This is a genomic window from Robertkochia solimangrovi, assembly GCF_007279655.1.
GTDB lineage: Bacteria > Bacteroidota > Bacteroidia > Flavobacteriales > Flavobacteriaceae > Robertkochia > Robertkochia solimangrovi.
Genome location: NZ_QKWN01000012.1, coordinates 103,538 through 117,815 on the forward strand (window position 1 = coordinate 103,538; position 14,278 = coordinate 117,815).

Annotated in this window: 7 protein-coding genes; 5 read left to right on the forward strand and 2 right to left on the reverse strand. The window is 42.9% G+C overall.

The features are described 5' to 3' along the window. Positions 1 to 3 precede the first annotated feature (3 nt). Positions 4 to 1,155 (reverse strand): SIS domain-containing protein, encoded by a 1,152-nt coding sequence (locus DMZ48_RS15945; protein WP_143956167.1) that lies wholly within the window; start codon positions 1,153 to 1,155, stop codon positions 4 to 6. 11 nt (positions 1,156 to 1,166) lie between these two features. Beyond that, positions 1,167 to 2,945, reverse strand: coding sequence for a sodium:solute symporter family protein (locus DMZ48_RS15950; protein ID WP_143956168.1), 1,779 nt, complete (start codon positions 2,943 to 2,945; stop codon positions 1,167 to 1,169). 269 nt (positions 2,946 to 3,214) lie between these two features. Between DMZ48_RS15950 and DMZ48_RS15955 the strand changes: the two genes are divergently transcribed. The 5 genes from DMZ48_RS15955 to DMZ48_RS15975 all read left to right on the forward strand — a co-directional run bounded on the left by DMZ48_RS15955 (position 3,215) and on the right by DMZ48_RS15975 (position 14,178). After that, positions 3,215 to 6,139, forward strand: a complete 2,925-nt coding sequence (locus DMZ48_RS15955) for a SusC/RagA family TonB-linked outer membrane protein (RefSeq protein ID WP_143956169.1) — start codon at positions 3,215 to 3,217, stop codon at positions 6,137 to 6,139. Positions 6,140 to 6,157: 18 nt separating this feature from the next. Continuing rightward, a complete protein-coding gene (locus DMZ48_RS15960; protein ID WP_143956170.1) occupies positions 6,158 to 7,801 on the forward strand; it encodes a RagB/SusD family nutrient uptake outer membrane protein in 1,644 nt (547 codons plus the stop codon). A 10-nt stretch (positions 7,802 to 7,811) separates the two neighbouring features. Next, positions 7,812 to 9,164: a DUF3472 domain-containing protein gene (locus tag DMZ48_RS15965; protein WP_143956171.1), complete on the forward strand. Its 1,353-nt coding sequence runs from the start codon at positions 7,812 to 7,814 to the stop codon at positions 9,162 to 9,164. Positions 9,165 to 9,315: 151 nt separating this feature from the next. Beyond that, the gene (locus tag DMZ48_RS15970; protein ID WP_143956172.1) at positions 9,316 to 12,651 is read left to right on the forward strand and encodes a glycoside hydrolase family 2 TIM barrel-domain containing protein; all 3,336 of its coding nucleotides are present in this window, start codon (positions 9,316 to 9,318) and stop codon (positions 12,649 to 12,651) included. 165 nt (positions 12,652 to 12,816) lie between these two features. Continuing rightward, positions 12,817 to 14,178: a Gfo/Idh/MocA family protein gene (locus DMZ48_RS15975; protein ID WP_143956173.1), complete on the forward strand. Its 1,362-nt coding sequence runs from the start codon at positions 12,817 to 12,819 to the stop codon at positions 14,176 to 14,178. Positions 14,179 to 14,278: the final 100 nt, after the last annotated feature.

Consider the following 14,278-nt stretch of genomic DNA (forward strand, 5'->3'; position numbering starts at 1 on the left):
TTTTCAGTCTTTAAAAGGGTATATAGTTACGCCCTGAACCACACGGTTGATGGCGCCTGAAACCGAAGGATTGTCCGGGTTGAGTCCTGTGCCTATAGATCTGTGATAGCCGAGTAACTGGCCGATCAGGGTAAATGGGATCATGTCAAAATCAGGATAATTAATGGTGTTTTTCAAAAGTTCGAACGTCGTAGCGTTGCTGAGGTTTTCGGGTACGATCTTTCCGATACTGAGACAAGCGATCTTATGGTTTTCATTATTGATGGATCTTGCCAGGTCGATCTCATATTTCCGCGAGTAATCGTTGTTTGAAAATAAGTATACAACCAGTGTCTTCTCGTTCACGACCGCTCGCGGACCATGTCGGAAGCCTAGGAAGGAATCGTGTTTGCAGATCACTTTTCCATCAGTCAGTTCCTGTAGTTTTAAATGACATTCTCTGGCAATCCCGACCAACGGGCCTGATCCCAAAAATACGACCCGGTCAAACTCCTGATTGATGAGCCGGTTGAAGAGGTCCGAATGTTTCAATATATGATTCCCCTGGGCGGCGATATGTTCGACTGCAGCCGCTGAATATTGAAAGGGTTTCTTTCGTATGATCAGAAGTATACAAAGTAACATGGAAGTAAAACTACCGGTCATCGCGAGGCTTTTATCATTAGACTCCTCGGGTAAAAGGATAGCATAATTACGTTCCGGATTTTGTCTGGCGTAATTCATGAGGATACCTTCATCATTGCAGGTGATGATGAGGTGTACCATATTTTCTCCACAGATCTGATCGGCAAGTTCAACCGTTGCAATGCTTTCCGGACTATTGCCTGATCTGGCGAAGGATATCAGCAGCGTAGGACGATGTGGCTCCAGAAACAGATCAGGGTTTGTTACCAGTTGTGTGGTGGCAATAGCCCTGGTTCTGCACCCTGTCTCTTTTTGTACGTAGGCTTCAACGGCTTCACCGATGAACGCTGATGAACCTGCTCCGGTAAGTACGATCTCTGTTTCTGGTGTTATATGGTCCTGAAAGAATCGGCGGATCGCAGGTTCCTCTTTTGAGATCTGTTGGAATACTTTCTTCCATAGATGGGGTTGTCCTTCTATTTCTGAAAGGGTGTAGCAGGTTGATTGTTCTTTATCTGAATCTACTCTCATAATCGCTATGGCTATAATTTTTTTCTTAGTTGTAACAGTATCAGGAGGCATGTGGCAGCTATTGCCAATAGTATGGTTCCCCATATCGGGCTTCCCAGCAGTAATTTTCCGATTCCGATCATCAGGCTGTAGATGCCTGTGGTTCCTATGCTCATCGAGGCAAGTGCTGCCGGGAAATTGATCGGTTTGGGAATGATACCTGCGCGGTCTGTAGCCGACAGGGTTTTTAGTATAGGGGTCCATCCGGAGCCTCCGGGATTTACCTTTTTTACGAATTTTATCAGGGTCTCACGATCGGTTTCCGGACTCACATAGGCGGTGATGATCCAGCAGACCGTTGTAATGGAGACACCGATGATCAGTTGTTGCCATGATTCCAGGGCTGGCAGATGTAAAAGGGATTCGTGTATGAAGGCAAAATACAGCGCCACCAAAAAGGAAACGATCATAGCTACCAGTTCAGTAGCGGCATTGATGCGCCACCAATACCATCGTAATATGAATAGGAGTCCGGTGCCTGCTCCGATCTGTAATAATATCTGAAAGCCTTGTAAGGCATTGTTTAGCAAGATGGCCATTATGCCACCGGCGATCATGATCAGTAAAGTAGAGATCCTTCCGATTTGAACCTGTTTTTTATTTGAACTTTTCGGATCGATAAAGCGAGCATACACATCATTCACCAGATAGGATGAGCCCCAGTTCAAATGCGTTGAAAGAGTAGACATGTATGCTGCCAGTAATGAGGTAACCACCAGTCCCATTGCACCCTCGGGTAAAAAGGATAGCATGGCGGGGTAGGCCATATCATCTCCAATAATGGAAGCTGATTCAGGAAAAGCGGTTTTTAGGGCTTCCAGGTTTGGAAATACCACGATTGAACATAAGGCAACCACGATCCATGGCCATGGCCTTAATGCATAATGGACGATGTTGAAAAGGAGAACGGATCTTACTGAATGTTCTTCGTTCTTTGCTGAGAGCATCCGTTGTACCATATAACCTCCTCCGCCCGGTTCAGATCCCGGATACCATACGGCCCACCATTGAATAAATAATGGAACGAGGAAAATTGTCAGGAAGAGTTCCGGGTTTGAGATGTCAGGTATAATATTCAATCTTTCTGATACAGCGGTATTCTTCAAAAGGTTGTCCATACCACCGACCTCCGGGTGGGAGAGCGCTACAAAGGCTGCGATAACTGCGCCGGCAATGGATAGAATAAATTGTATCGCATCGGTCAGAATCACTCCTTTTAGTCCGCCTATCGCACTGTAGACCACTGTCACCACCCCGGCGATCAGAAGGGTTTCCACAGGCGTTAAGCCTAAAAGGACACTGCTGATCTTGATGGCTGCGAGTGAAACGATGGCAATGATCATTACATTGAAAAAGAATCCGAGGTAAATGGCCCGGAAACCTCTCAGGAAAGCGGCGATCTTTCCGCTGTATCTCATTTCGTAAAATTCTATATCGGTAAGGATGTCGGTTCTCTTCCAGAGTCTGGCAAAAAAGAAAACTGTGAGCATTCCGGTAAGCAGGAAGTTCCACCATACCCAGTTTCCGGAAACCCCGTGTTTTCTTACAATATCTGCTACCAGATTCGGGGTGTCGGTAGAAAAAGTTGTGGCGACCATGGAAATACCTAAAAGCCACCATGACATTTTACCGCCTCCTTTGAAATATTCATCGGATGATTTACCGGCTGATCGGGAACTGTAGATTCCGATCATTAAAGAGATCAAAAGGAAAACGAATATTATTAATAGGTCTATGGTTGATAGTAACATGAAATATTTTTGAAAAGCAAATAAAAACAATTATAACGAAAGAAAAAATAAAAATAAATAAAATTTTAATGGATAATTTTCTATTTGTATTGAGTCAATCTCAAAAAACATAACAAAATATTTACTTAAAACTATATATAAGTGTAATAATTTACTGTTTGAATAAAATTTAACCTTATTTTTTTGTTAATTAATATTTAATTATAAATTAGTGGCATTAAAAGAAAGTAAAAAGCTTTCGTAACGTAACTAATTAATTAATTTAATTTATGAAAATTAAGCTTTGTATTGTTTTTCTTTGCCTGGGACTCAGCTTCACCTGGGGACAGAATTCAGGCGTTATTAAAGGAACGGTCAGGGATAGTGAAACAGGTGTTCCTATTCCGGGGGCTAGTGTTCAGGAAGTAGGCACCACTAATGGAACAGCAACTGATTTTGATGGAAATTTCAGTTTAAACGTCTCTGCAGACGGTGTGATCAGGGTCTCTTATCTGGGATATGAATCTCAGGAGATCTCAGTAGGTGGCAGATCCGATATCTCCGTTGATCTGGTGGTATCTGCATCGGAACTTTCAGAAGTTATCGTGACCGGATATACCCGGCAAGCCCGGGGTGAAGTTACAGCTTCCGTACAGACTGTTAGCAGTGAAAAATTGCAGGATGTCACTTCTCCTGATGTTTCTACCATGCTTCAGGGGAAAGCGTCCGGGGTTCAGGTAGTTCAGGGTTCGGGACAACCCGGAGCTAATCCGAGTATCACTATTCGGGGTATCACCTCTATGAATGGAAGTGTGAGTCCTTTATGGGTAGTTGACGGAGTTATTGTTCACGGAACTCCTAATCTGGCTCCTAATGAGATCGAAAGTATTTCTGTTTTAAAGGATGCTTCTGCGACTGCGCTCTACGGATCCCGAGGTGCCAATGGGGTTGTGGTCGTATCAACCAAAAGCGGAGTATCAGGGAAAACAACGGTCAGTGTATCATCCAGGATCGGGGTTTCTAAATTCAATAGTGGAAATTTCGATGTTATGAATTCCGCTCAGCTTTATAATTATTATGAGAACTTTGGCAATCCGTCAAGTATTCCGGATTACTTTACTCCGGATCTCCTGAACAGAGATTTTAACTGGTTGGATAATGGTACACAGGATGGTGTGGTTCAGGACGTGAATCTCAGTATGACCGGAGGAACCGAAAAGTCAAAGACCTATGTCTCTATAGGCTATTTTAAAGAAAAAGGAACCTTGAAAGGGTATAATTATGACCGTGCAAGTTTCCGTCTGAACCATGAATACAAAGTGTTTGATAATCTTACGCTCAAACCTAAAGTTGCCTTCAATTACGAAAAGACCGATGATCGTCAGCATTCCCTCTATGCATTATACACCTATATGCCCTGGGATTCTCCGTATGATGAAAATGGTGATCTGATCAATCCTCAGGATTATCAGGGAACCTGGTACGGACGCGATAACAGTAATTATCTGTACGACCTGCAGTGGAACTATGGTAAAAATCGCGAATTCAACCTCTTCACCAATTTTGACATTGAATACGAGATCGTACCGAATTTGAAATTCATCTCCACGAATAGTATCACCATGTATTATTCAGATTATATGTCCTATACTGACCCGGCTTCGAATTCCGGATTGGCCAATAATGGACAATTATATAAATCGAATGCCAAACGAATCACGAACTTTACCAACCAGATGCTTCAGTATAAGAATCAATTTGGTGATCATAGCGTTAGTGCATTGGTGGCATATGAGTATAACGATTATAAATATCAATCGTCCAGTGCCACCGGATACGGTATCGTAACCGGAACCACCATCCTCGACAATGCGGCTACACCGGGTGCCGTTGGAGGATCTGCAAATGATTATGCATTACAATCGGTTTTATTCAACTCTGATTATTCTTATGCGAACCGGTATATGGCTCAGTTCTCTATCAGAAGAGACGGGGCCTCTAATTTCGGAGAGAATAACCAATATGGTACCTTCTATTCCGGAAGTTTAGGTTGGAACATCCATAATGAGAATTTTTTCAATGTAGATGCCGTTGATCAGTTGAAATTACGGGCCAGTTATGGTGCGGTAGGAAACAGGCCTGGGTCTCTTTATCCACAGTATGATCTTTATAGCCTGGGTAATACATACGATGGGTTTCCGGCGCCAACGCCTTCCCAACTCGGGAATGATGATCTTGCCTGGGAGAAGTCCTATCAAACCAACATTGGTATCGATACCCGTTTTATCGATCGTCTTAACTTTTCTGCAGAATACTATTATAAAGATACCTCAGACCTGCTTTATTTTGTTACCCTGCCATCGACCAGTGGATATACCGGATACTGGGAGAATGTGGGAGGTGTCACCAATAAAGGTTTTGAAGCATCTCTTGATTTCGACATCTTTAAAGGCGATGCGTCAGAATTCTACTGGAATATCGGGGGTAATATCGGAACCAATAAGAATGAAGTTACCGATGTTTACGAAGGGGAGGATATCGATCGAGGAACCAAGCTTACCCGTGTGGGCGAGGACTTCAATTCCTGGTTCATGCGTAAATGGCTTGGAGTGGATGCTGATACCGGTTCTCCTCTCTGGGAGGTTGTTGATGCTGAAACCGGTGAGCGTACTTCTACCACCGATTATAATGCAGCAACAAAACAGATCGTAGGGTCAGCTTCACCTGATTTCTATGGTGGATTCTCTACACTGATGTCTTATAAAGGATTCAGTCTGAGTGCAAATTTTGCCTTTGTGAGTGGAAATAGGATCTATAATTCCTCCAGAGAACTGTACGATGCCGATGGCGCGTATCCGACTTATAACCAGCAGGTTCTGGCGGATGGTTGGAGCCGTTGGGAACAACCGGGAGATATTGCAACGCATCCTCAGTTGCTGTATGGTGGAAATAATCTTTCGAATAAAACCTCCAGCAGATATCTGGAAGACGGAAGTTATATCAGACTTAGAAATGTCCGTTTCGGCTATACCTTCGGTTCAGGCCTGATCTCGCACACCGGTATCAAAAGCCTTGAGCTCTATGTGACCGGAGATAACCTTTGGACGATCACTGACTATACCGGGATGGATCCGGAAGTAGGAGCCGATGGATATAGCAGTACTTTATACCCGGTTCCAAAACGAATCGCATTCGGACTTAATCTTTCATTTTAATCAGAAAACAATATAATTATGAAGAATATCATAACGAGCCTATTGGCAGCCCTGGTGCTTGTCTCTTGCGACATCGACAGATTTCCCTATGATTCCATCGCTTCAGAAGAACTTTTTGGGGGTGAAGGAGGATTGGAGTCGGCTACTCTCGGTAACTATTCTATGCTGAAAGGGGATGCAGACGGTAATGGATTTGCACCTCAGATGCACCGTTTCGGTGAATATGCCGGAGATAACGTGGCACTCAGTGGAACGACAACTGACCCTTTGTTTTATATTTATAACTACCATAATATCACTACCAGCGGAAAGGCGAATAATCTATGGACCGCTGGATATCAGACGATCGTTGGCTGTAATAAGATCATTGGTCTTGCAGAAGAAGGTGTTACCTCCGAAATGGATCAATTGATCGGGGAGAACTATTATTTGCGCGGACTTGTGTATTTTCAGATGGTGAATGTATTCGGCAGACCCTATTCCCAGGGAAGGGAGAATCTCGGGATTCCGTTGAAGTTAACAGATGATGTAAGTGATACTCCAGACAGAAATACAGTTGGCGAAGTCTATGATCAGGTATTGGCCGACCTTACCAGGGCCGAAAGCCTGATGACGGTGGATAAGGCTAATAATTATGCGACGAAAGAAGCGGCACAAGCCTTATTATCCAGAGTTTATCTGTATATGGAGGAGAATGAAAAGGCGGTGGAATATGCCGACAAGGTGATCAATTCCGGAAAGTATAGTCTGGTTAGTCATGATAACCTTTCTAAATACTTTCAATTGAATCCGAATGATAACCCTGAAACGATCTTTTGTTTTAAAAGACTGGAAGATTCCGATTATAACCATGGTTGGTATACCGTAGGTTCGTTGTATGCCAATATCAATGGTGCCGGGTGGGGTGAGATGTATGCATCCAGTGATTACCTGGACCTGTTGCGTATGAATCCTGCTGATCAGCGTTTCGGATTTATCGAACCGCAATATTTGTTCGATGCCAATGGAGATAAGATTCCTGCAGTTTTCTGGGTTGATGGTGATTATAAGTACCAATTCAGACCGATCACAGAAAACGGAAGTAGTATAACCTTTGATCAGGATGGTACTACCTATGATGTATTGTCTGAGCAGGAGGGTGACCTTACTAAATATTACTTTGAGACCGGAGGAGAGAAACAGTATGTAGTTAAAGATTACGACATGGTAAAGCGTAACGGGTATCCAAAATTCTATATTCTTAAATGTTCACTACAGGAGGAGGTCTCTCATTTATGGTCTCCACTGGTTTCAAGACTGGCTGAAATGTATCTGAACAAAGCTGAAGCCTATGCTAAATCAGGTAATGAAGCTGCAGCGATCGAAAATGTGAACATCATTCGTGAGCGAGCTGGAATCGAGACGTATGAATCAGGTAATTTACCTGCCGGGATGACAGCTCTTGATGCAGCACTTCAGGAAAGAAGAATGGAACTTGCCTATGAAGGTCACCGCAAATTTGATGTATTCCGAAACAACAGGGCCCTAAACAGAAGATATCCGGGTACACATCTGAATGGAAATAATCCTTATTATGAGGTGACCCCTACAGATAACCGGGTAATTGTGTATATTCCAGAAGCACAAATCACGGCGCAGCCTTCGCTGATCCAAAACCCTTGATGATAGGAATATGAATTTGAGTAAAGTAGTTAGCGGTTTACCGGCAGCTCTGTTATACCTCGCCTTAGCTTGTGCGGGGTGTAACAGCTCCGGTAGCCATCAAAGTGAAGAATTAGCCACGGTTTCCTGGCAGAATGCCCAGCGTATTCCTGCAGGAGGAAATAGTTGGGTCCTGAACAATGCGTCTGCCAATGAAGTACTGATCTCTGAAACAGGGATCCATAACTGGGCTGCTGCGGAAGATGTCATTCGGGTATATTTCGCTACCGAACAAGCCGGGCAACTCGACCTGGCATTACATATGAAAGTGTCTTCCGGAGTTTCAGTAATAAAGGTAGGTATAGGTGAAGATATTCGGGAGATCGAAGTATCCAATGATTCCTACCAGGATGTTCCGGTAGGTAGTTTTGGTATAGAAAATGCCGGGTATCATTATGTGGAAGTACAAGGGGTATCAAAAACTGCCGAATATTTCGGAGACATTACCGAAATTGCTATCACCGGTAAAGCTTCGGAAGGAAAAGTAACCTATATCAGGGAAAAGGAAAATTTCTATTTTGGAAGACGAGGCCCTTCTGTTCATCTGAGGTTTCCACTTCCGGAAAATAAAGATATCCGCTATTTCTATTCTGAGATCACTGTGCCTGAAGGTGAAGATGTGATCGGATCCTATTTCATGGCCAACGGTTTTGGACAGGGGTATTTCGGTATTCAGGTAAACAGTGAAGAAGAGCGAAGAGTACTTTTTTCAGTCTGGAGTCCTTATACTACTGATAATCCGGATGAAATCCCGGATGATTATAAAATCGGGCTACTGGCAAAAGGGGAGGATGTGCATACCGGTGAGTTCGGAAATGAAGGATCCGGAGGTCAAAGCTATCTGAAATATAACTGGAAGGCAGGAACCACCTGTAAATTCTTACTTAAAGGTGAGCCTTCAGGCAATGAAAGTACTGATTTCACCGCCTGGTTTTATGCTCCCGGAGAGCAGAAGTGGAAGTTGATCGCTTCTTTCAGAAGACCCCATACCGATACTTATCTAACCGGTTTCTATTCATTCCTTGAAAATTTTGATACGAAGACAGGCGATCAGATGCGTATGGCAAAATATGGGAATCAGTGGGTGGTAGATAAGGAGGGGAACTGGTATGAACTTACAAATACTATTTTTTCCATCGATGCAACAGGAGATGCGGGCAGACGTACAGATCATGCCGGAGGACTTGATGCTTCCGGAGATTTCTATCTTAAAAATTGCGGTTTTTTTAGTGATAATGTTGCAGAGGGAGCAAGCTTTGAACGTCCGGAGACAGGAGCAAAGCCCGTTTTAGATTTTTCTGCCCTGGAAGCTAAGATACCTTGAATTGAAGAATCCCGGGTCTTTTGAATAACCGATGATTTGAATGATCTGCATTATAAATAAAAAGAGTTTTAACGGAAAGGACAGTTCTTTAAGATTGTCCTTTCTTTATTTTTGTTTACCGGCCCTCCGGTAATTACCTAACGAAAACTGAATGAAAAAAATTTACCTGTTACTATTCATCCTATTGAGTATTGCCAATGTTCAAGCACAGCAAAATCCTGAAGAGGATGTTTATCACTATATCGAGAACCCTGATGTTCTCTCTGAAAATAAGTTAGATCCGCATTCCGGATTCTTTTCCTATGAAAATTCAGCACTCGCTGAAACCGGTATCCCGGCAAACTCAACAAATTATATATCACTGGACGGAATATGGAAATTCAACTGGGTACGTAAACCCGACGAAAGACCTGAAGACTTTTATCGTGAAGATTATGATATAGCCTCCTGGAAAGATATTCAGGTTCCTTCCAATTGGGAGATCGAAGGATTTGGGATTCCTATCTATGTCAACCACCAATATGAATTTGCCGATTATAAAGCCCCCGTTTCTAAGGAGATTGATTTTACAGACCGGATCTATCCCAGTGATCCGGGTAAAGTACCTCATGACTATAATCCTGTTGGTTCCTTTAAAAGAGAATTTACCGTTTCTGAAGACTGGACTGGAAACAAAAGCATAATTCTTCATATCGGTGCCATGAAATCCGGAGGGTTTGTATGGATTAATGGAACCTATGTGGGATATTCTCAGGGAAGTAAATTGCCCGCTGAGTTTGATGTGACCGATTATGTGCATTCCGGCGAAAACAGTATAGCTATACAGATCTTTCGATGGACTGACGGATCATATTTGGAATGTCAGGACTTCTGGAGGATCAGTGGTATCGAAAGAAGTGTTTACCTGTATGCTCAGCCCGTGAATCACATTACCGATATTAAAACAGATGCCTCACTTGACGAAGGCTATAATAACGGCGTTCTTAAGGTTGATCTTACCCTTGGTAATCGCAGTGGTAAAGATCACAGATCGAAGCTCAAATATACGCTGCTTAGAAATGGTAAAGTCATTTTGCAGGAAGAACGGGATTATAAGCTGACGGCTGGTACTTCGACGGAGGTCAGCTTTGACGGAGTTGTCCCGGCTGTTGAGAAGTGGACGGCGGAGACTCCGGAACTCTATACGCTCTTAATTACGCATCAGGACAAAAAGGGTAGGGTATTGGAAGTGATTCCTCAGCATCTGGGATTCAGAAAAGTGGAAATACGCGATGGCCTTCTAAAAATAAACGGGCAGGTTGTTACCCTCAGAGGTGTGAATACACAGGAACACGATCCGGAAACCGGACATGTGATTGACCGGGAAATGATCATGACTGATATAATACTCTGGAAGGAGAATCATATCAATGCTGTTCGATTGAGTCATTATCCGCGTGGCGATGAATTCTATGAATTATGCGACCGGTACGGGATCTATGTGGTGGATGAAGCAAATATTGAATCCCATGGAATGTATTACGGAGAGCACAGTCTTGCCGTGAAGCCGGAATGGGAAAAGGCGCATTTGGAACGCATGAAACAGATGGTGATACGGCATTACAATCATCCATCCGTGATCATCTGGTCTATGGGAAATGAAGCCGGAAACGGTGTGAACTTTTACAAAGGGTATGATCTTATCAAATCCTTGGATTCCACCGGCAGGCCGGTACAATATGAACGCTCTTACAAAAAGGAAGACGGGAACCTGTTTGATATGGACCGTAATACCGATATCATCGTTCCTCAGTATCCTTCCCCCGGAACATTTGAATTAATCGGACAAAATAAGTCAGACCGGCCTTTTATTCCGAGTGAATATGCTCATGCGATGGGGAATAGTATGGGGAACTTTCAGGAATACTGGGATGAAATCGATAAGTATGATAATCTTCAGGGTGGGTTCATCTGGGATTGGGTCGATCAGTCGGTTTGGAAAAAGGACCTTTTTGGAAATCGCTTCTATGCTTATGGTGGTGATTACGGGAAAAATATGCCTACCGATAATACATTTTTGAATAATGGGATAGTTGACCCGGATCGCTCTCCTCAACCGGAGCTGTTCGAAGTAAGGAAGGTACATGAACCGGTAAACTTTAAAGACAAGGGTATTAACCGGCAGAAGGAAATGAGAATTTTGATCGAGAATCTTTATGATTTTACAGATCTCAACACCCTTCAATTTTCTGCAGTGATCAAAGCAGACGGAATGTTACTCCGGGAAATTACTTTGGACCCTGGTAGTATAATTCCGCATACTGGCCGGTTAGTTCGGATTCCTTTCGGAGATATTGTCTTGGATCCGCTTACAGAGTATTTTATCGAAATCAAAGGCATATTGAAATCAGAGCAGGATCTTTTACCCGCCGGTTACGTGATCGCCAGAGAACAATTCAAATTGGAGCCTGCAGCCAGGGAAATAGCAAAATTGGAAATAAAGGACTATGGTTCCGTAAACCTGAAAAAGGGTAAAGGAAGGATCGAAATATCCGGTAATTCCTTTTTCATAAGTTTTGATCGATCCTCAGGTAAGATCCTTGATTATAAAATTGACGATAAGGAGATGTTTTTGCCGGAGAATGGTCCGGTACCTAACTATTGGAGAGCTCCTACCGATAACGACCTTGGTAACAGAATGCAGGAAAAGAATCTTGTGTGGAAAGAAGCTTCCCTGAATTACCGATCAAAGATCACCGCAATTGAAGAAAATAAGGATGGATCGGTGTCGATTAAGGTACAATTCGAATTGCCCGGTGTTGAAACTACCCAGCTAACTGCCTATACGGTTTTCGGAAACGGAATGATACAAGTGAGTAATCATTTGAATGCTTCAGAAATGGCCGCTGATATACCCCGTTTTGGAATGCGAATGAAATTACCAAAAGAATACAGCCATGTGAAATATTATGGAAGAGGTCCATGGGAGAACTATGCCGATCGGAGAACCTCCACTTTTGTGGATGTCTTTGAAACTTCTGTAAGCGATATGTATTTCCCTTATATCCGTCCTCAGGAGAATGGTTACAGAACCGATATAAGATGGGCCTTGTTCCAAAATACTATTGGAGAGGGAATCATGGTAGTCGCATCGGCTGACAATCCGGACAATCTGGGTTTTAGTGCACTTTTTATGGCACAGGAGGATTTTGATGTGACTGCCGGACTCAATTATCAAAAGGGGGCGGTAGGGACGAATTTCAGCAAACACACCACCGATATTACAGAACAGGAATTTATTGAATTGAAACTGGATATGCAGCAAAGAGGTGTTGCCGGAATCGACAGCTGGGGAGCACGACCTCTTCAAAAGTATACCATCGATCCGGCTAAGGATCATGCTTATACTTTTTATATAATTCCAGTGGATGCTCAATCAAAACAATCGTTGCTGACCCAGTTTAAGGCTGCCTATTATGCAGCCGGAAATACCAAAGGTGGAGAGTAATGAGTCTGAAAAAGAGAACACAAGCCATAAGGAACACTAATGAAAGCTAAAATGCTATTTAAACCCCTAAATAATTTTGTTTTTTAAATAAAAAAATTATTTTTGGAATATAAAACGAAATAAAAAAACTTTCTTTTACTATTTAAATTATAAAATCGGATAAAAATGAATTCCAGAAGAGACTTTATCAAACGAACTTCCATTGCGGGTGCCGGGTTGGCGTTTGCCCCGAATATTTCTTTCGGATTTAATCCTTTTAAAGGAGAAAAGCTAAAGCTTGCATTTATAGGGGTAGGCTTAAGAGGAACTAACCACCTGAACAATGCGATCAGAAGAAACGATACGGAGATCACCGCTATTTGTGATATCGATTCGGATCGTGTTGATATTGCCTTGAAGCTGCTGGAGAAAGATGGTCGTAAAAAGCCGCAGGTGTTTGGTAAGAATGAAATGGATTATCTGAATTTGCTGGCCTCAAAAGAGGTAGATGCAGTTATAATTTCTACTCCATGGTTATGGCATACCAAGATGGCTGTAGCTGCTATGGAAGCCGGAAAGTTTACGGGAGTGGAGGTGTCGGCTTCTCAGACCATTGAAGAATGCTGGGATCTTGTCAACACTCATGAACGTACAGGAACCCATATGATGTTGCTGGAGAACGTAAATTTTCGAAGAGATGTCATGGCGGTTCTCAATATGGTAAAGCAGGATGTTTTTGGTGAATTACTGCATTTTCGTTGTGGTTACCAGCATGACCTGCGTGGCGTTAAGTTCAATGATGGTAATTCAGCCTATGGTCCGGGAGTGGAATTCGGAGATAAAGGAATCTCTGAGTCAAAATGGAGAACGAAGCATTCGGTTTTCAGAAATGCAGACACCTATCCGACTCATGGAGTTGGTCCTATCGCTGCGATGTGTGACATAAACCGTGGTAATCGTTTTGGAACCATAACTTCTCATGCCACCAAGGCGGTCGGACTTCATAAATACGTTGTTGACAAAGGAGGGGAATCACATCCAAATACCAAGGTTAAGTTTAAACAGGGGGATATCATCACTTCTACGATTGAAACTGCAAACCAGGAGACCATCATCATTACTCATGATACGAACTCTCCACGTCCTTATTCACTTGGTTTCAGAGTGCAGGGCGTTAACGGACTATGGGAAGTCGATGGCAACAGGATTTATGTGGAAGGTAAATCGGAGCCACATCATTGGGATGATGCAACAGAATGGATTAAAAAATATGATCATCCGGTATGGAAAGAATATGAAGCAAAGGCTACCGGAGCCGGTCACGGTGGAATGGATTATTTTGTTATGCAGTCTTTTGTTGAGGCGGCGATGGCGAATGTTGCTCCTCCGATCGATGCGTATGATGCCGCAGCATGGTCGGCGATCACTCCGTTATCTGAAATTTCTATCGAAAATAATGGGGAACCTCAGGAATTCCCTGATTTCACAAGAGGTCAGTGGATCGCCAGAAAACCTTATGACTGGATGACCACTCATTACGGTAAATAAGAATTAGTTGGATTCAGCCATATTCATTTACACAATCAGATTAAGTTAGTTGGTGAAAACACCCGAAGGTAATTTCGGGTGTTTTTTTATGAATATAGGA